General features: G+C 41.4%; 14 protein-coding genes. 4 read left to right on the top strand and 10 right to left on the bottom strand.

From position 1 onward, the window contains the following. Positions 1–7: 7 nt before the first annotated feature. The 7 genes from cas5e to C5Z26_RS08295 all read right to left on the bottom strand — a co-directional run bounded on the left by cas5e (position 8) and on the right by C5Z26_RS08295 (position 9,192). Positions 8–691, bottom strand: a complete 684-nt coding sequence (gene cas5e / locus C5Z26_RS08325; RefSeq protein ID WP_105449504.1) for a type I-E CRISPR-associated protein Cas5/CasD — start codon at positions 689–691, stop codon at positions 8–10. Further along, positions 672–1,745, bottom strand: coding sequence for a type I-E CRISPR-associated protein Cas7/Cse4/CasC (cas7e, locus tag C5Z26_RS08320; protein ID WP_105449503.1), 1,074 nt, complete (start codon positions 1,743–1,745; stop codon positions 672–674). The genes cas5e and cas7e overlap by 20 nt, the downstream gene beginning before the upstream one ends. Further along, positions 1,745–2,341: a type I-E CRISPR-associated protein Cse2/CasB gene (gene casB, locus C5Z26_RS08315; protein WP_105449502.1), complete on the bottom strand. Its 597-nt coding sequence runs from the start codon at positions 2,339–2,341 to the stop codon at positions 1,745–1,747. The genes cas7e and casB overlap by 1 nt, the downstream gene beginning before the upstream one ends. A 10-nt stretch (positions 2,342–2,351) precedes the next feature. Next, on the bottom strand, positions 2,352–4,061 hold the full coding sequence (locus tag C5Z26_RS08310) for a type I-E CRISPR-associated protein Cse1/CasA (protein WP_105449501.1): 1,710 nt from the start codon (positions 4,059–4,061) through the stop codon (positions 2,352–2,354). Beyond that, complete coding sequence (locus C5Z26_RS08305; RefSeq protein WP_105449500.1) at positions 4,054–6,801, bottom strand: CRISPR-associated helicase/endonuclease Cas3; 2,748 nt, start codon at positions 6,799–6,801, stop codon at positions 4,054–4,056. Before C5Z26_RS08305 ends, C5Z26_RS08310 begins: the two co-directional genes overlap by 8 nt. A 399-nt stretch (positions 6,802–7,200) precedes the next feature. Beyond that, the gene (locus tag C5Z26_RS08300; protein WP_105449499.1) at positions 7,201–7,398 is read right to left on the bottom strand and encodes a hypothetical protein; all 198 of its coding nucleotides are present in this window, start codon (positions 7,396–7,398) and stop codon (positions 7,201–7,203) included. A 942-nt stretch (positions 7,399–8,340) separates the two neighbouring features. Continuing rightward, a complete protein-coding gene (locus C5Z26_RS08295; RefSeq protein WP_105449498.1) occupies positions 8,341–9,192 on the bottom strand; it encodes a helix-turn-helix transcriptional regulator in 852 nt (283 codons plus the stop codon). 136 nt (positions 9,193–9,328) lie between these two features. Here C5Z26_RS08295 and C5Z26_RS08290 point away from each other — a divergent pair, with 136 nt between their 5' ends. Genes C5Z26_RS08290 through C5Z26_RS08275 form a run of 4 tightly spaced genes read left to right on the top strand, consistent with a single transcriptional unit; the run spans position 9,329 to position 15,642 of the window. Further along, entirely contained in the window at positions 9,329–10,624 is a 1,296-nt protein-coding gene (locus tag C5Z26_RS08290; RefSeq protein WP_105449497.1) for a family 43 glycosylhydrolase, read from the top strand. Next, positions 10,621–12,897, top strand: coding sequence for a beta-glucosidase (locus C5Z26_RS08285; RefSeq protein ID WP_105449496.1), 2,277 nt, complete (start codon positions 10,621–10,623; stop codon positions 12,895–12,897). Before C5Z26_RS08290 ends, C5Z26_RS08285 begins: the two co-directional genes overlap by 4 nt. Next, entirely contained in the window at positions 12,878–14,083 is a 1,206-nt protein-coding gene (locus tag C5Z26_RS08280; protein ID WP_105449495.1) for an MFS transporter, read from the top strand. Before C5Z26_RS08285 ends, C5Z26_RS08280 begins: the two co-directional genes overlap by 20 nt. A 5-nt stretch (positions 14,084–14,088) precedes the next feature. Further along, positions 14,089–15,642 (top strand): alpha-L-rhamnosidase-related protein, encoded by a 1,554-nt coding sequence (locus C5Z26_RS08275; protein WP_105449494.1) that lies wholly within the window; start codon positions 14,089–14,091, stop codon positions 15,640–15,642. A 1,032-nt stretch (positions 15,643–16,674) separates the two neighbouring features. Here the strand turns inward: C5Z26_RS08275 and rlmH are convergent. From rlmH to C5Z26_RS08260, 3 genes are all read right to left on the bottom strand, one after another. After that, complete coding sequence (gene rlmH, locus C5Z26_RS08270) at positions 16,675–17,154, bottom strand: 23S rRNA (pseudouridine(1915)-N(3))-methyltransferase RlmH (protein ID WP_105449493.1); 480 nt, start codon at positions 17,152–17,154, stop codon at positions 16,675–16,677. A gap of 558 nt (positions 17,155–17,712) precedes the next feature. Beyond that, positions 17,713–18,987: a S1C family serine protease gene (locus C5Z26_RS08265; protein WP_105449492.1), complete on the bottom strand. Its 1,275-nt coding sequence runs from the start codon at positions 18,985–18,987 to the stop codon at positions 17,713–17,715. 113 nt (positions 18,988–19,100) lie between these two features. Continuing rightward, on the bottom strand, positions 19,101–19,916 hold the full coding sequence (locus C5Z26_RS08260; protein ID WP_105449491.1) for an MBL fold metallo-hydrolase: 816 nt from the start codon (positions 19,914–19,916) through the stop codon (positions 19,101–19,103). Positions 19,917–19,949: the final 33 nt, after the last annotated feature.

Below are 19,949 nucleotides of genomic sequence, written 5' to 3'. Positions count from 1 at the left end.
CTCCTTTCTAGAGAAATCCCATAATATCATGTGCCTGAGAACCTAGCTGGTTCAAGCTGACGCTGGTCTTAGCAATCGCTCGAAAGCCATATCGCCGATTACGTTGGTCAAACGACTCAACTTGGTCTTTAATCATCGCACCTTGAGCCGTTGGCACTAAATTAGCATCCGCAACAATGTCTAACGTGCGAACTTGATTCTTTTTTTGATACCATGGCGCTGCCTGCCAAGCAATCTGTTCTAATACCGCAAGCGGAGTGGTCTCTGTGAATACCTGTAACTGAAGAACACCAGCCGGAGCATTTGAACGCCGCCCTAAAAACAATTGAAAATGGGGATGACGTAAAGCATCCTGAATCTCATCAATTAACTGATCCTGCTGACTACCGAGTGCGACCATGAACACCGCATCTTGAAGATAGTCTCGATACGTAATCTTTCTCGTATCCTTTTTCCATTCAACCGTTTGATAATCCGTGAGTATTTTAGCAACTTGATCAATCCTGACTGCAAAACTCAAGTCATTGAGTGCTAAAATCCGCTGATCCGATCGCCGATAACCCAAAGCTGCTGCAACCATTCCAATCACAGCGCTTTTGGTCGGATAATGCGTCGTGGTACGCCGTGAAAAACTCGCTTCGTTACCATACGACTGTAACGGCGCCGTTAATTTAATCGTTAATGTTTTCATCCTGAACCGCCTTTGATAAAGCCTCGGTAACCTGCGCCAAAAGTTCATCGAGGTTTGTGACCTGTTTTCCAACCTGTGACTCATTTTTACTCAAAATTAAATTTTCGAGTGGTTGTGCCAAAAATTGACGCGTAGCTGTATATTCAGCTTCAAGTTTTTTAATTGACGGTGTAACATAGCCATTACTGGAAGTAACTGGTTCTTCAAAGGCCGATACTAAGTTAACTGGAGTATCTGTCCGCAATGTAACCATCACATAACTAGGCAACGTCTTATTCGCAAATGTATTCTGCTTACCACTTGGCATTGACAACAAGAAGTCTTTAATAAAGGCCGTGGCTCCCTGAATCGCATCAGTTTCATTGAGATTATGGCTTAATTCAGTCATGTTCAAATTAGCATAACGATAGAGTGTTGCTGAGTTAAAGTCGATAGTTCCTAACATTGCTGCACCAGTAGTATCTTTAGGTTGTTCATCATCCAATGCCGTGAAATAATCGTATTCTGGCACAACTTCGTGGGTCGAAATCGCGTGGGCCACCTGTGCTGAAGCATCCACATTCAATTCAGGGTTATCTGCCACCATGCGGCCAAACAACGCCAAATCCAATGACTGGTCGCCTTTTAACACTTTTTTCAGTTCTTTTTTGTCTAGCTCTTCATTATCAATGGCATATTGCGCTAACTTGCTAAGTTGACCATGACTAATTAATAAAAGGGCCCCGGTTTCGTTATCTTTATTGATCTTAATACCGGCAGCTTTAAAAATTTCGGTCACTTTTTTCATGGCGGCTGCATCATCTAAGGTTGCATCACATTTTTGTAACTCAGTCGCTAGTAAGGTCGGCGCCGTTTTAGTCCGCGTTCCAACCGAAACATTGTCATTTTTAAATTCCTTCCGAACCGCATGCTTCCAACTTTGAGAAGAAACCCGCGCCCGCATGACACCACCATAAAGGGCCGTTTTCGGTGCCCCAGTATCGTCACGGTTAATATTTGATGATGGCACGGTTTGTAACACATTCAAATCAATATATAAATTTTTACTCGTCATTAGTTTTGTGCTCCTTCGTTTTTAGTGGATGCTTGCTTAATCCAAAAATACTGTTGTCCCCAGCGTAAACGCACCCGATTAGCTTGCTCATAGCTGGCCTGTAGCCCATATAAATCTTGCGCTAACCAAGCGTAATCAATTTTTTGCTGTCTATCATTAGCCTTTAATATTTTAACCAATTGGGCCAATCCATTAATCACACTGGTCGGATTCGTCGTCGCTAACAGCGGTTGTATGCGTCGGTCTAACGCCACCCGGGTCTCTTCTTGAGCCCTTAACTGCGCTAAAGCCGAAAAGAAGGCTTGTCCATTGCCATTTTCCGCCGATTCATAAACCAACTGTGTTTGCCCCTGTTGCTGGATGGCATAGAACCGTAGCGCCGCATATACCGCAACTTCGGCTGAAGTTGGCACACCATCGCGACTAAGTTGATAGCGTTCTAAGTTCGCCATCATAATTGGCCAAACCCCTTGAGCACGTTGACTCGTCACGGTAGCAGCACTTCTTAAATCAGCTAATACGGCCTTATTGGGTTCACCATTACGATAAAGCGTCTTAATAATCCGTGCAGTCGTTGTTGCTATTTTTCCTGTCATAAGTTTTTAATCACCCTTTCTGTGGCTTGAGATGCTGCCGTAAGTTGTACATGAGACGATTCTTTGCGGTAAAGATGTTTAAAATACCATGTTCCGTATTGATACCTTTAATATCGCGTGGTGAGCTGATTTGTAACGTCTCATCAACCGCCTGCACCACAATGCTCTCCAAGGTTTGCTTCCACAAATTAATTTTTTCTTCACGATTATCGTCTCCCGTTAAGTCGGCCAACCAGGCCTTGAACGGTTCGTTTAACGCTTCGTAAAATTTAGCACTCATTCCGTTGGCAAATGTGCGCACATCCAAATTACGAATGCGACCAACATCGGTAGCAAAGTGATAGTAGTCAGTCCCAATAGTTTGAGTTAGTTCAATCGTGTCTTCAATTCGCAGCGGCCAATAGTCAGCGCTTTCTGGATCAAACAAGACATCGGCTTGCAGTTGCATATCATCGACCACTTCAACTGCCGGTGCCTGCGAGGTTGCATTCCCATCACTAATTAAAGCTACTGAATTCAGAATTAAAGGTTTACTATGAGAAATTATTTCTTTTTCTTTTAGCGTCCGTAGCCAAATTACAATCCCCGGTTCATGACTATCATCCGCTTGTCTGACTTTGACATACTGGCCAAAATTGCGCCACATCGCAATCCCTAATGACCGTAATCCTTTAACCGCCGGCCGGTAATCATTGGTTTTCTTATCCAATCGCCAAGTTGTCATCGGCTCAATTAAGGCATTATCGGCGGCAAAGATTGGTATTCCCGCACTAAAAATAGTTGGTTGCCCCGCTTCATCCCACTCAATATGTAGGATTCTGGACCAAGTGGTATACAGCGCAGCTAAATTATCTGGTTGCAGCTGTTGCTTTCGTTCATCAATATAGGCACTGACCGTTGGATACTCCCACACGGGCTTCTGCAACGTATACGGGGCCATTTCATCCCGTTTATTAACTAGGATTAAATTCAACATTAACGTTTCAAACAGGGACGTTCCTTTGGCAAAAACCGGATTGAGCCGATAAGGCCATCCTGCTGAATTAGAAAACTTTTCATCAGTTACCACTTTGGTTTTATCTGTTACCCCAGTAAAATTCTGATAGGTCATAACCCAACGGACTAATTCGTCCAATGCTAATTCATTCTTAGTTTCCCCCGCCTTTGGTGAAAAAAGGGCCGGTGTATTGTTACTTTCCGAAATACGACGATTCAGTTGTTTAAGCGCAACTTGCCCCTTTCCCGCTGCAATCTGCTTGTTTTTAGGAACTAAGGCATCATAATCTTTTGTGGTTACTTGATAAAAAGGCCGTTCCCCAAAAAAGTCAAACCGTTTAGTTTGTTGTTTTAAATATGTCGTAACTGCAGCGGAAAAATGGCCAGCTTGATTGAGTTGTCGCCAGGTGGCTAATAGATCCTTCTGAATATCCGTCTCATCCGCCATTTCATCGACCACTAATGATTGCGCCGAATCTGAACTGGTTATCAACCAATCATATTGCTCATCATCGGCATCGAATCGTGAATAAACGGTGGTTAATATGGCAAGTAAAAAGCGTAAAACAACTAAATCTTGGGCATGCATCTCACCGGCTAGTTGCCGGTAATCCTGGGCATGTTCAAATAGCTCAATCAAAGAAACGGTTCGCGTTTGATTGGTCTGCCTTTCAATGACCTTAATCCATGGGTCCGTGGTTAAATTAAACGTTTGCTTATCCATGCTCATCCTCCTTTATATAGCTAAGACCCTGGGTAGCCGTATATGATAAGTGCCAACCCTCAAAATCCGTTGCTAAATTTTGATCCAATGGTAATACCAAGGCTCCTTTAAGCCAAATACTATTTTGCCAACCTAAAAAGTAATGACTGGTTAACGTTTCTAAGGCTTGAATGGCCTGATCAATCCGTGGCGTTACTGCGTTTGGCAATCGGATCACCTGTTGCGCAATGACTTGTTCTGATACACTGGCTAACGGTCGCCCATCTAACAAGAACTTACCAGCGCTTGTCTGTTGCACCAAAATAACCTCCAAGGTTTCCTTAATATCGCGCACTGCTGCATTAGCCTTTTGCTCATCTTGATCAACGCGTCCCAAATCACGACCTAGCCAGTCGTGGATGGTGGCTTCAGTGCTAAGGTCAGGGTTTGCAATTTGAAAGACTTTAGCTTTTTTTCTTTCTTGCGCCAAATCAGTATCAAATTTTTGCTTAGCGGCCTCAAGATCAGCAACTTCCCCATCCGTTTGCGGATCATAGACTTGCTGAACTAATGGTGAAATATCAGTTGGTAATGTTAGCGTGCTTTTCAGAAAATGTGCGGTTTTCATCAGTAAATACTTGCCATAAACTGCTTCATTGCCTGCGCCATAGTCATTTTGATCTTGAATCCCCATAATAAATACTTGTGGCGCTTGCAAGGCCTGTGGGCGCTTAATTTGATGACGATGCAGCCGGCCAATCCGTTGTAAAATAAGATCCATCGGTGCAATATCCGTGTATAAAACATCGAAATCAATGTCCAAAGACTGCTCTAGCACCTGGGTTCCAATCACAATTAACTTAGTCGGCCGGTCACCCTGCTTCCCAATCGCCGCCTGTAAGGCCGTTTCTTGTGCGGTTCGATCCGTTGCCAAAAAAGCCGAATGTAAAACCATTAATTTAATATCCGCCGGAACTAACTGCGCCAATGTTTGCGCACGTTTTACGGTATTAACAATCACCCCAGCAACGCCACCAGCCGCTATTTTTGCTGCCACTTGTGACATCAGTTCCTCATCCGAGCCAGTTAACTGTTTGACTTGTACCTTCATCGGTGGTTGATCACTCTGACCTGGAAAGTCTTCAACTTGTTTAATTTCACAACCATCCAACAGACTTAACAATGGGTACGCTTGCGTTTCGGCCCAGTTTGCCGGTGCAACTAATTGTTTTTTATATTTGCGACCATACTTACCAATCAAATACGCTTCTAACAACGCTTTTCGTTTGGCTTTTGGTAAAGTCGCTGACAAAATCACAATTGGCACGTGGTAGGCACCTAACCAACTGATGGCTTTATAGAGGTACTGATCCATATAAACGTCATAGGCGTGAACCTCATCAATAATAACAACCTTGCCGCTGAAACCTAAATGACGCAGGAATAAATGCTTTTGTTTCAGGCCCATCAATAACAGATTATCAATCGTCCCAACCGTAAACTTCGTTAAAATAGATTTTTTCCCAGCAAACCAATCATTAACCACCACTGCGCCCGCGTCGTCTTCGGCCATATAAATATTCGCCGCATGCGGCAGTTCTCGATAAGTTTGATTGAATTGCGATTTACTGTGCATTAATTTAATAGCCAAATTTTTATCTTGCTGGTGCGCTAAAAAGCTCACCCAATCGTCGACCCGCTCAAACATGGCATTAGTGGTTGCTTGCGTAGGTAACCCGATAAAAACCCCATCACTACCCGTTCTATAAGCCAGCTCTTCAGCCGCAATTAGGGCAATTTCAGTCTTTCCCAGTCCCATGGGTGCCTCCACAATAACCATGCCGGGATCAGTAAGGGCACCGATTGCCGCCGTCATCACTTTTTGAACTGGCCGCGGCTCATAACCCCACCGTTGCTGATAGGCATGCTCTAACTGAACACGTTGTGGGTCCCACTCGTCACTCAGGTTCCAAGCACTGATAGCGGCTTGAAACCGCGTGGTTAGATTGATTGACTGCCAAGACTGATCCAGCGCAATTAGCGGAAAAAGAGGTACAGTTTGTTCATAATCTAAATACTCACTAGAGGCTAACCAATCAGCCATAATGAGTAATCCCTCTAAGATAACCGCCTGCGGTTGCTTAATCGTGGGGACTTCAGTTGCTGAGTGATAACCTGCTGATGCTAACCCCAGGTCAAGTAAGTCTTTTTGAACCTGCCGCCAAGGGGCCTGTAATTCAGGGTCATTATCACTTTGAAAATAATTGGCTGTATAAGCTGCCAATTGTTCAAATGGCCGACTACTTTCTGGCTTGCCATGATGACCACCAATAACTGCGCCGATTGCAGTCGGTAGCCCAAGCTCATCAACAATTACTTCACCTGCGCGAGCATGCAGCGACTTATTCGGTGATGCCAAGCATAACTTATCTAAATCAAGAAACCCGCTGTACGCTAACTGGGCCTTTAACTGGTCATCCAATTCGTCATCGCGGTCATACGACTGTTTGGTTTGAAACGCAGGGGTGGCTTTTCCAATATCATGGATAAAGCCCACTAGTTCAACCAACTGCTGTGCTTCCGCCTCTGATAATGTCCCCTGCAATAACTGCCGTTGACTGGCACTCAACCAATGATTAAATAACCAGTTAATGGTATTTTTAGTATCAATTAAATGTACGATTAGCGGCAGCCACGCTTGTTGACCGTCTTTCGATTGCTTTTTGGCCCATAAAGCGCCAGCCTGTTTAGATGGTTTCATAACCACTTTCCTCCTTTGTTTGCTTAAACGATTCAACCTTAAGACAAGCTGTTGTAACCGCATTCATTAGCGCCCCCACTTTAACCCTCATAATTCACCCCCACATCCGTAGGGAACACTGATCAGACCTTCCTAATCATTGGATCACCCCCATGTATGGGGAACATATTAATATTAGCAAACATGATAAGGAATTAAAAGCTAATAATTTAATTGAGTCGAATTATTAGTCGGTGATTCAAGACCCAGCACTCTTTCATCCACCCTTTTGAGTGACCTTGTACGGACATATCAAGGCCCTCCCTAACTTAGCTTCTCACCAAGCGCGCGACTGTATCCATATAGGCACATTAATCGCTCGTCCTTTTTAATCACGGCAAAATAAAAAGGACGCTATTGCTAGCATCCCAATTCTTTGCACGCATAATCGATTAACGTTTGTGCGGTCTTAACACTTAGATTGTCTATCGCGCTTTCACCTGTCTTAAGTCGCTGTACAGCTGTAATAGATAACCCAGTATCCTTTCCAATTCGATAAGCCGTTAACTCACTATCTAACAATCGTTGTACTTGTTGTGCTATATCAATTTTTTGCACCTATCTCACCCTCATGATATAATTTTTATGTAAAGATAAGGCTAGTCGCTCTAACCTTGTCCCGCAAGTACGACGCAATACTTTGGGTGCTATCTCTTATGAGGTAGCTTTTTTATTGCCAGTAAGAACTTGAGCCACATCAGATCAGTTTCATCTCTGATCTTTTTTGCACGACTCAGGTTAAACCGCCCGACTATAAATATAATACGCGATAGCAAGCATCACAATCGCTTGGACTATCGTTAGTATAACCATTAAAATACTGCACCATAATGACGCATCGCAACACCCCACCCAATTTAAAATTAGTGAATGTAGGTGTTGACCCGCGCTGTTCTTGCTGAGTTTCCAATGGGGTAATTACTCCCGTGAAATACTGTGCTTAAATAATAACAGTTTTTTTAAGCCGCTGCTTAAGTAAATCTCTCAAGGAAGCGTTCTTAAAAAAATTGCTTGCCATAAATTTGGGAACACTTTATACCAACCTAAGTGATACCGAGGATCACCCCGCATTCGCCAGTCTTTTTTAGTAATAGTGCCGATAGTGGTCTTAAAGAAGGCAGCAAGACGACATCTATGATAATCAACAAATTGCGAATATTCACGTGCATGGACTTTTGGATACACTAATCAAATTACCAACCACTTTTCCAATCACCAGTGAACCCGGCCACAAGAACGTTCATCGTCAAAATAACCAATTAAATCCTGAGCTTTATAATGAGTATCTTATATTTATCTAAAGAAGGTATTGCCGCTTTAAAAACACTGGTGATATCAAAGGTGCTTATGTCTTAGGTCAAGTTAAGCTCGTGCTTACTAAGCAACTCGTTCATATCAATGGTAAACGTAATTTTCATCATGAATCAATAAAAAGAAAACCAGATAATCCCTGCCACCAATTACTCAGTGCTTGGTGACAGGGATTTTGAGGCTAACTGCCTACTGATTATCAAGATATTCCTGCCGAGCCACGCTAGGAAGAACACCATATCTCAATTTAAACTCTTTGCTAAATTGCGCATAATTAGCAAAACCCGTTTGTTCAACAATCTGCATAATACCATTATCAGTTGTCAATAATTGCGAATAGACATGGTCTAATCGAACATTAGTTAAGTAATCATAGAAAGTTATCCCAAAGTGTCGTTTGATAAAACGAGATAAATAACTCGCATTTAAATTAACCTGGGTTGCTAATGTCGTCAAAGTTATTGTTTCAGCATAATGCTGATCAATGTACGTCGTGATGTTTTGAATTCGCTTAAAATACTTTTCACTGAGACGACGTTCACGCACTGACCGCGGCATTTTAAAACTGGTAAATAACCTATGTAACAATGTCATCAAAGTCGCATAAATACTTAAATAATTAAATTCAGTATGTTTTATAGCCAATTTTAGTAACTGATTTAATGAAGTAATCACTGCTTCTTTAGCGTCCTGTGTGCCCACCTTATCTGAAAAGTAATACATATCAGCATTCGGTACTAAATCCCTAATAAATCGGAACGATACTTGTAAGACAATTCCTTTTAATAAGGTGCCATCAAATTGTGTTGAATGTACTGAATTAGAATTAAAAATATGAAACTGACCCGCAGTTAGTATGAAATGCTTTGTTTCATCCATGATATGCAACTCACCAGTCGTAATATAAATAATCTCAATCGCTTCATGCATATGTGGCACAATCATCGCATGCCCACGATCATATCCACGAAAAATTCGCATCGGAACATTTTTGTCAAATTGTACGCGTTCATGTAAGTCAGAATCATATTCCAATTGCATGATAATTTCTCCTTCTTTAGTAAAAGTCAAAATATCGATATTATCTCGTCATAATATGCCCTAACACCATCTTATTCTTATCCGCTACAATAATCCACGTAACAAAGAAAACGTTTACAAAAAAAGGAGCCTTATTATGAATCCTATCTTAGATCCAACGGTTTATCTTCCCGATGCCGAGGCTCGCATTATGCCGGATGGTCGTGTTTATCTTTACGGTTCTCACGATAATCCTGGCGACACCGAGTTTTGTAGCACTAACTATGTGACCTATTCTTCAACAGATTTAATTCATTGGCAAGACCATGGCATTATTTTTAATAGTACTGATAAAAAACATGGTGTCAACAATGGCTTAACTCTAGGTGCACCAGATTGCATTGTTAGTCATAACCGTTATTACCTCTACTACTGTATGTATGGTAATCGCATGGGTGTTGCTGTTGCCGACAAACCAGACGGCCCATTTAAAAACCTAGGCCCAGTCACCCCAGCAGATGGACAAAGTATTGATCCTGCCATTTTTATTGATGATGATGGTCAAGCTTACTATTTCTGGGGACAATTCAATCTCCGTGGTGGCCAGCTTGCAACCGATATGCAAACAATTATTCCGACCACTATTAATACTAATATCCTAAGTGAACATGAACACGGCTTCCATGAAGGAGCATCAATTCGTAAGATTAAGGGAATTTATTATCTAACTTATACAGATATTTCACGTGGTCGTGCCACGTCATTAGCTTATGCCACTGCCAAACAACCACTAGGTCCTTATACCAAAAGGGGAATCATTATTGATAATACCGGTTCTGACTCAAGTAGTTGGAATAATCATGGCTCAATTGAATTAGTTAATCATCAATTATATGTTTTCTATCATCGCTCTAGTCAAAATAGTATCTATAACCGGCGCTTGTGTATTGAACCATTAACGTTAAACGTAGACGGTAGTATCAATGAAGTCCAAATGAGTTCAACTGGAGTTGAGACCGCTTTACCCGTCAATCAGCCAATAACCGTTAGTCGTCTATCACGAATGCGCCTAAAACTACCATTTAATGCGTTAATTGAACCGATGGCACTACATCCACTAGGAAGCGCTGATACGCTTGCCTACGTCAAAAATAACGATTGGATTCAATTTGATCATGTCGATTTTGGCCACAATTGCCAACAATTCAAAATAAGTTTAGCAACGCCAAAACCAATGCGTGTCGAAGTTTGGCTTGAAAACAATCATAAAATTGGCACGATTAAGATTAATCATCCTGGGCCTGATTGGCAAACATATCAAATTTATCATGGAACTTTGGCAAAAACGGCTGGTATTCATCGGGTATGGCTGAAATTTGGCGCCGAAAATCATGCTGTTGGCCGGCTGGGAAACTTGAAATCTGTTCAATTTATTGAGGAGCGTGAAAAATGACAACTACTTCACAATTGGCTGATGAAATTATTGGCAAATTAACTGTCACTGAAAAAGCACAGTTATTATCCCAGGTTATCTGGGAAACCACTGCTATTAACCACTTGGATCATCATTTAAGTAAATTTTTGTTGGCAGATGGTCCGGCTGGAATTCGGCGCTTAAAAGACTACTTTGACGAAGATATTTACAATACCAAACCAAGTACTGCCTATCCATCGCCCAGTACCTACGCTAGCTCCTGGGATCCTGATTTAATTGCCCAAATTGGCCAGCATATTGGTAAAGAGGCTTTACAAGAAGATGTCGACACGATGCTAGCGCCAGCCATCAATCTAAAACGTAGCCCACTTGGTGGTCGTAATTTTGAATATTATTCTGAAGATCCCTATTTAACGAGTGAACTGGCAACCCGCTTCATTCAAGGAATTCAAGCAACAGGCATTGGTGCTTGTCTAAAACATTTCGCGCTTAACAATCAAGAAACCCGGCGCATGAACATTAACGTTCAGGTAGATGAACAAACACTTCATGAACTTTATTTGCGCGCTTTCGAAAAACCAGTTAAAATTGGTCAGCCTAAAATGATTATGACAGCCTACAACCAGGTCAATAGTGACTATTGCGCCAGCAACCCACAACTATTGGATGTGTTACGAAAAGATTGGGGCTTCGACGGTGTCATCGTTACAGACTGTTTCGCTGCTCATAATCTTGCACAAGGTCTCAAACATGGTTTAACCCTACAAATGCCTGGTGAAAATCAGGAACGTATCACGGCACAAATTCAAGAGCTCCTTGAAACTAAAAAGCTCACTACAACGGATTTAAATCGAGCTATTAAACACAATATTGTTTTCGCACTAGATGCTGCAAATGAACGACAGCATCGCCAAAAATATAATCGTGAGGAACATCATAATTTTGCTCGTAAAGTTGCTGAGGAAAGTATGATTTTGCTTAAGAATAGTGATCAGACCCTACCATTAACATCCCAACAACATTTATTAGTCGTCGGTGATATGGCAATCCATCCTCATTTTCAAGGTGGTGGTAGTTCTCATGTGAATCCCTATCATTTAGAACAGCCTCTAACTGAACTCAAACAATTTACGACTAACCTCACTTTTGCTCAAGGTTACCAAATTGACAATCAGAACCAAACTGACTTAATTCATCAAGCTGTCATTGCAAGTGAAAACCAAGACATGATTGTTGTCTTTGCTGGATTACCAGATCTAATCGAATCAGAAGGTTATGATCGTGATAACCTAGAGCTACCAGCAAACCAAAATCACCTGATTCAAGCATTAACAGCTACTGGCAAACCTGTAGTCGTCGTTCTTGCCAACGGTTCTGTCATAACTATGCCTTGGAAAGACTCAGTTGCTGGTATCTTGGAAAGCTATCTTGGTGGCGAGGCCGGGGCCAGTGCAATTGCCAATATTCTGTTTGGCAAAGTTAATCCCTCAGGTAAATTAGCCGAGACTTTTCCACAACATCTTAGTGATAATCCCAGTTATTTGAATTTTCCAGGAAATCAGCACACGGTCAATTACGGTGAAGGTCGCTTCATCGGATACAAGTACTATGCTGCCACTCATAAATCAGTCGCATTTCCGTTCGGATTTGGACTATCATACACGACCTTTGCTTATCATTCAACAGATACACTCATTGACTCGACACAGACGCAAGTTACCTTTGACTTAACCAACACCGGTCATTTAGCCGGCCAAGCAACCGCTGAAGTTTATACCTGTTATACCGATTCGATCAGTGGACCGGAACCGCTACAATTAGCAGGATTTTCAAAAATTAAGTTGGCTCCAAATCAAACTAAATCGGTAGTTATCAAATTAGACCAACGAGTCTTTCAAACATTTGATTCAACAATCCACCAATGGGTTCTCAATGCCGGTCATTATCATCTATTCGTCGGCAATGCCAGCGATGATCCTCAGCTCAATGCTGAAATGACTATCGCTCAAATACCAGTCCCGGTGACCGCCGACAGCAATCTTGGCGATATGTTGCATCAACCAGGAATGGCAAAAACGCTACAATCCTTATTTAAAAAGCATCCTAAATCGGCCGAATTCTTAGAAATGACTAAGGACGATGATCCCTTAAAAGCCCGCTCAATGGGTGCCTTAATGACCTTTAACACTTTAAAGCGCGTTGATGCTACGTTAGATACTCAAAACATTAACACGATGATTAGCATCATCAATCAAAAAGGAGACTTAATCAATGCAAACCACTCAAAATAAACACAGCTTTTGGTTTAAAGCTTCAATTCTATCAATTTCAATTGATTCCACCGTTTCTGGGGTTGTTTCAGGTGCCATTCCTTTAATGGTAAGGTCTTTTCCCAATGCCCCACAAGCAATTGTCGAATCAATTTCGTCACTACCTAGTTTAGCAATTATGTTGGCCGTAATGATTAGTCCATTTGTTACTAATAAAATAGGTTATAAGAAGACTGTCTTAATTGGACTCGCAATTTCATTTTTAGCTGGGATTGCCCCGGCATTTGTACCCAATATTTATCTTATCTTAGCCTTTCGATTCATCTTTGGCCTAGGCATTGGATTGTTGAACCCGCTATCATATAGTATTGTTGCGTACTTTTATGATGGTGATGAGCGTTCCTCAATGTACGGTTTAATTGGTACCGTTTCCAATTTCGCTTCTTGGATTCTGACAGGCTTGGTTGGCGTTTTATTACAATTTAGCTGGCACTATAGTTTCTTAACCTATTTTGTCTTATTAGCGATTTTAATCCTTGTTTATTTCATCCTACCTGAAATGGATATTCAACCTGCAGCCAAAGGAAAGAAAGAAAAAACTAACTTTTCAGCAATGGATCATCGTGTCTATTACTTAGCAATCGTCATGTTTTTCTTATTCATGGTTTGGATGACATTCAACCAAAAATTTGGTTTACTCGTCACTAGCAAGGGGTACGGGAATGCTTCACAAGCTACCTACATCTTAAGTTTAACGGCACCAATTGGAATGATCATTGGCATATTCTTCGGCTTAATCCATAAATGGTTAAAGAATGCCCTACTGCCTTTAGCAATGTTTATGATGGCCTTATTATTATTAGTCACCGCAACTTCCAATAGCTTGCTCGTTTCTACATTTGGTGTTGTCTTTGCAGCAGCTTTCTTCACATGCTGCTCGACATCCATCTTTCTCCGTGTCTCAGAGATTACGCCTAAAGCGCTTAACAATGCGGCTTCCTCAATTGAACTCATTGTGGTTAATATTGGAATCTTTGTTGCCCCATATTTTATGAGTCTAATCGGGAGTAGGATTGGTAATAATAATCCAGATATGATTCTAACAGTTTGTGCCATTATTTTAATTATCCTAGTTATCGTCATGATTTCAGGCCATTTTCTCGGTCACAAACAACAAAACTCACAATCAACAACCTCACAGGAGTGATCTGTATGGCTTTTAAATTTCAACTCAATCCAAATATTAAATTTGATTACAATCAAAAATTTTTAGCACAAGCTGACGCCAATGAGCCGACTTTAATTGTTCATCAGCAGTCAGTCAAGCGTTGGTATACCTTAAACACGCAAAAACAATTAGTTCCACTGCCCAATAAACTGATACAGTTACCCTTACACCGAGATGACTGTCGTATTTTGGATTTTGGTGATCATTATGTCGGTCATTTAGCTCTCGACCTCTCTGCTCACGGAGCTCATATGGATGCGCCTCTGACGCTGAAATTCCAATTTGCCGAAGTCCCGGCTGAGCTAGCCTTAGATTCAGCTAATTACACTGGCTGGTTATCACGATCCTGGATTGCCGAAGAAGTTTTCCATATTGATAGCTTACCCACTAGCCTAAGATTGCCGCGTCGTTACAGTTTCCGATATGTCAAAATTACCGTCATTGATACGTCGCCAAAATGGCAAGTATTGCTGACCAATCCAATCGTTACTGCTACTAGTGCCGTTGACGAAGAAAACTTACCCAGACCAACCTCTAAAGACCCCGAACTTCGAGAAATCGAACGGGTCAGTACCAAAACCTTGGCAGAGTGCATGCAAAATGTGTTTGAGGATGGTCCTAAACGTGATCAACGCCTTTGGTTGGGAGATTTACATTTGCAGGCGTTGGCTAATTATGCAACTTTTAATCATCCTGATTTAGTTAAACGCTGCTTATATTTATTTGCCGGTATGCCAACTACTCGAGGATTAATTAGTGCTAATATTTTCACACATGGTAGACCTGCCCCAGATGATACATTTCTCTTTGATTACAGCTTGTTTTTTATCAGCTGTTTAAAAGACTACGTTGACCAAACTCACGATCGAGCAACTGGTTTAACACTTTACCCAATTGCCCAACGGCAACTCGACTTAGCATTAACTTACGTGGATCACAATGGCAAGTTACAATTGCCGGAGTCCTGGCCAGCCTTCATTGATTGGGGCGATATTTATGATAAAACAACCGCCGCTCAAGGAGTTTTAATCAGCGTTTTACGTGACTTTTTAGTCCTAACAACATCTTTAAAATTACCAACTTCCACAATTTATCAAGCCAGCTTAGAACGGACAACACGATACGCACAAACAACTTTATTTGATGCCGATCAAGGCTTATTCACAAGCGGTCCCAAACATGAATTTAATCTTTATAGTCAGGTTTGGATGGCCTTAGCAAAAGTATTACCGTCTAAACAAACAACCAAGTTAATGCAGAAGGCATACCGGTCTTACTTCCCAGTTACTGGTATTGCAACCCCTTATATGTATCATTTCATCGTTACCGCTCTTTTAGAATCGGGATTACGAACTGAAGGACGCCGATTACTTAAGACATACTGGGGCGGTATGATAGCACAACACGCTGATACATTCTGGGAGGCCTACAAACCAGAAGACAGTAATTACTCTCCCTATGGCAATCCACTAATTAATAGTTATTGTCATGCTTGGGCTTGTACACCTGCTTATCTGATTAAAAAATATCAACTCTAAGAAAGACAAACGATATGAGTACCATTTCTGTATGACAAAGCATTAATAATAAGAACAACATTAGCCAATCAACTAATGCTATTCCTATTAATGTTGACTATAGTTGATAACCTATCAATTTTTTATTCGACAATTACTCATATTCTAGCCACTACCAAAGCTCATTACCATCATCAATCAAATTGTGAGTCTTACTTGCGAGCTGATCCGTTTCAATCGTATTAAAAAGCACTTGTAGCTGAAACTTCAGAACTTTGCTATTTTGTTGCCAATTACTGATTATCTGACCATTCTCAAAAATAGTGTTGATGGATTTCTCCATCAACACTATTTTTGTAAAAAAAGACACATCACCTTGATATATATAGCGTGTATCCCAAAAGTTAAAGTGAATAGTGCTTGTCTTTTCTAGGTGGCAGATTGTCGATATTCTATCAGCGACCCTAGTTTCATTTGTATGCGATGCTCATTGTAGTAAGTTATCTAGACTTCAGTGGCCCCACTCCTTGCAAACATCAAAATAGTCAGTGGGGCATGACATATAACCAAGTCAAAACGGTGTCATTACTAATATCATAAAAGAATTATCGAATAATTAACAGGCTTAGAATGACACTTGCTGTTTCAGCGTATAAGTCATCAGGACTATTAAAACTATTAGGCTAGTTGTCATAAACACAATAATAACATTTTTCATATTACGGATAACAGTAAAAAAAGACTTACAACAGTTATCTAGACTAGTACGCTAAACTTAAGAAATGACTGTAAACCCCAGTTTAGGATGCCACTTATAATTCTTGAAATTAACCCCCACATGCGTGGGGAATACTTGGCGTCCGTCATCCTTGATATAGCAACATTCTCAATTATTGAAAACCTTGATTTACATTAACTTACTTTTAAGTTGTCAGTCAAAAATGGCTCATCTTAAAACCAACCGACTGCATCGCAACTAGTCACAACTTCGTTCTCCGAAAACACCAGCACGACCAATTCCCACTAAAACAAAAAATACCGCATATTACCCTATCACTTATGATACGGACTACCGATATTAATCATAAATGCCCGATATACCTGCTCTGTCAACACTAACCGCATTAACTGATGTGGCAATGTAAAACGGCCAAATGAGATCTGGGTATTGGCCCGCTGTAAAACTTCCGGTGCCAAGCCTAGTGAACCACCGATTACAAAATCAATGTCGCTATGACCATACGTCGTTAACTTATCGATTTCGGCCGCGAATTCTTCGCTGGAACGCTCTTTACCTAAAATGGCTAGTGCGTACACATAATCGCGATCTTTAATCTTGTCTAAAATCCGTTGGCCTTCTTTTGCCATCACATTTTCCATCTCTGCGTTACTTAATGACTCAGGGGCCTTTTCATCCGAGACCTCCACGATTTGGAATTTAGCGAATTTACTCATCCGTTTGGCATATTCTGCAATGCCCTGTTTGAAGTATTTTTCTTTTAATTTACCGACACAGATAATTTTGATGTTCATAATTAACCACCTTTACACAAGTTATTAACAAAGTTATCCACAGGGGTATAACTAATTTATCTATATATTGTGTTGAACGTACGTTTGCCACAACATTTATTTCACCCCATTTTGTCAAGGGGCCTCCGACTTATCCACAGTTTTCCACAGCAACATTTGTTCGCCGACGCCGGTTACAAAACCTATTATATCAACAATCGCCGCAATTTAAAATATATTTTTTAAATTTAGTCCACAGCCCAGCGCTCTACTTGTGGATAACTTTTCAACCGCCCAAATTGCCGATTTAACGCCTGTTAATAAATTATCCACCCTAACCGTAAAAGTTATCCCCGAAGTTATCCACCGTTTTGCACCCCCACCCATTCGAGTTATAAATGGTTCACTGCGCTTAAGCCAAATTTGTTCGGCTTTACCACCTTCAAACGACCAATCTTAAGACCTAACGCCCTGTTTTGAAACTCGCTCGTTCGCTTTTTCAATCAATCAGCGCAAATCCACAAAAAAGCGCCCTGCAACGCAATTACCGTCGCAGGACGCTTATGAAAACTACTTCAATTAATTGGCTTGTTTATTCAACGTTTTGGTCGTTTCCGTTAACTTCATGTTGGTCGTTTTTAGCTTACCTTCATGATAGTAGGTCACGGCAACCGTATCATTAACACTGTGTTCGTATAACGCCGTCCGTAACGTTGCCAGACTAGTCACCTTGGTATTGCCTAACTTCGTAATCACATCATACTTCGTTAGTCCGGCGGTTTTCGCCGGTGACCCAGTGTAGGTCTTCATAATAACGACCCCATTAGTCACATTAGTTGGCAACTTCAAGACAGATTTACGATCACTCGCTTGAATGCTTGATACATTGTACGTTGCCACGCCTAATGCTGGCCGGACAACTTCACCATTTTTAACTAATTCATTGATAATCTTAACGACTTCGTTACTTGGAATGGCAAAGCCCATCCCTTCAACACTCGTCCCAGAACTATCGGAAGACAGCTTCATCGAATTAATCCCAATAACTTGGCCTGCTAAGTTAAAGAGCGGCCCACCAGAATTACCGGGGTTAATCGCAGCATCCGTCTGGATAACAGCGGCGTAACCCGTCTGCTGTCCGGATGTATTGGTCGTGGCGACCGTCCGCTTCTTCGCAGAAATAATTCCCTCAGTTAGCGTCGTCGCATAACTAGACCCTAATGGTGACCCAATCGCTAACGCATTTTCACCAACTTCGATATTATCGGAATTACCGAAACTTGCAGTCTTAGTGACTTTATCAGCATTAATCTTCAAGACAGCCAAGTCGGTCACTGAATCAGTCCCAACCAGCTTTGCGGATAGCTTAGTCCCATCGCTCATAATCACGCGAACGGCATTTGACCCACTCACCACGTGATTATTAGTGACGATATAAGCGACATTGCCACTCTTTTTATAAATTAACCCAGAGCCCTCACTATATTCTTCGAGTTTACTACTGGAAGAATTCGAGCTAGAACTGGAACTATCACTACTAGATGATGACCCGTCGTCACCACCCAAAATTCCACTCCAACTATTGCTAGCTGAACTTTGTTTTTGTAAGTTAATAACGGAGACAACCGCAGCCTTATTATTCTTGAAGACTTTGGTGGCTTGGGAACTCACATTAACTTTAACGTTCGTGGTCGCGGTCGAACCAGATTTGTTGGAGCCTGTCGGTACACTAGTTGCCGACGTCGTAACGTTGTTATTACTGAAGTAACTAATGCCACCGTAAGCGATCCCGCCACCTAATAACCCAGCAACGAGCGCCGTGACAGCAACTTTGACTAATGAATGATTTGTCATAATTTCGCGTCGAAACGCGATCCCTCCCTACCTAGTATCAATTTTTAAGTTTATTCTACCGAAAAAATGTGATTTTTCTATGACTGAATCCTTGTGGAACACTTAAATCTACACTAGAGGGTCACTAATTGCGTGGCCGTTTCAGGATCAGTATCGAACAACTGAAAATCATGTTCAACACCAAAATCGTGTTCTTTCATCATTGATGCCACTGTTAAATGGGCTAACGTCTTCATATTGTTATCCTGACTGCGATGCCCTAAATAAATGCGTTTAGTCCGCGTTCCGATAACATCCATCAAAGCATTGGCACTATCTTCATTTGACAAATGACCCTCATCACCTAGAATTCGTTGCTTTAACGGCCAAGGATAACGGCCCATCCGCAGCATCTCTAAGTCATGATTACATTCAAATAAATAACCATCCGCATCCTTAATAACCCCTTCAACACGGTCAGAAACGACCCCCGTATCCGTAATCACAACAAAGGATTTTCCCGCATGGTGTAATTCATAGAATTGCGGTTCAGCGGCATCATGCGACACACTAAACGACTCAATATCTAAATCACCTAAGTCTAAACTCGTATCTGGAGCGAAGACATGTTGTAATTCTGCTGGTACATTGCCGACAGTATGCGCCATGGCATCCCAAGTCCCCTGATTCGCATAGACATCTAAGCCATATTTACGCGCTAAAATCCCCGCAGCCTTACAATGATCCGTATGTTCATGCGTCACAAACAAACTATCGACTTCGTTAATGTCGCGACCAATTGAGGTCATCAAATTGGCAATCTTTTTACCGCTTAATCCCGCATCCACAAGCACTTTGTGTTCTGGTGTCTCGATATAAGTGACATTGCCAGTACTCCCTGAAGCTAAGATACTCACTTGCATTTGATCCGTTGCTAACTTTAATACCATTATTTAGGTTCTTCCCATCTCTGAAATCAGATT

Origin of the sequence: Lactobacillus sp. CBA3606 (assembly GCF_002970935.1) — a bacterium.
In the GTDB taxonomy this organism is placed as follows: Bacteria; Bacillota; Bacilli; order Lactobacillales; family Lactobacillaceae; genus Lactiplantibacillus.
This window is presented reverse-complemented; position numbering and strand designations above follow the sequence as displayed.

Coding starts and splice junctions, on each gene's coding strand:
- C5Z26_RS08295 (WP_105449498.1), bottom strand. CDS start 9,192: ATGCAATTGGAATATGATTCTGACTTACATGAACGCGTACAATTTGAC.
- C5Z26_RS08275 (WP_105449494.1), top strand. CDS start 14,089: ATGGCTTTTAAATTTCAACTCAATCCAAATATTAAATTTGATTACAAT.
- C5Z26_RS08310 (WP_105449501.1), bottom strand. CDS start 4,061: ATGGATAAGCAAACGTTTAATTTAACCACGGACCCATGGATTAAGGTC.
- C5Z26_RS08305 (WP_105449500.1), bottom strand. CDS start 6,801: ATGAAACCATCTAAACAGGCTGGCGCTTTATGGGCCAAAAAGCAATCG.
- C5Z26_RS08290 (WP_105449497.1), top strand. CDS start 9,329: ATGAATCCTATCTTAGATCCAACGGTTTATCTTCCCGATGCCGAGGCT.
- C5Z26_RS08285 (WP_105449496.1), top strand. CDS start 10,621: ATGACAACTACTTCACAATTGGCTGATGAAATTATTGGCAAATTAACT.
- cas7e (WP_105449503.1), bottom strand. CDS start 1,745: ATGACGAGTAAAAATTTATATATTGATTTGAATGTGTTACAAACCGTG.
- C5Z26_RS08265 (WP_105449492.1), bottom strand. CDS start 18,987: ATGACAAATCATTCATTAGTCAAAGTTGCTGTCACGGCGCTCGTTGCT.
- C5Z26_RS08260 (WP_105449491.1), bottom strand. CDS start 19,916: ATGGTATTAAAGTTAGCAACGGATCAAATGCAAGTGAGTATCTTAGCT.
- casB (WP_105449502.1), bottom strand. CDS start 2,341: ATGACAGGAAAAATAGCAACAACGACTGCACGGATTATTAAGACGCTT.
- C5Z26_RS08280 (WP_105449495.1), top strand. CDS start 12,878: ATGCAAACCACTCAAAATAAACACAGCTTTTGGTTTAAAGCTTCAATT.
- rlmH (WP_105449493.1), bottom strand. CDS start 17,154: ATGAACATCAAAATTATCTGTGTCGGTAAATTAAAAGAAAAATACTTC.
- cas5e (WP_105449504.1), bottom strand. CDS start 691: ATGAAAACATTAACGATTAAATTAACGGCGCCGTTACAGTCGTATGGT.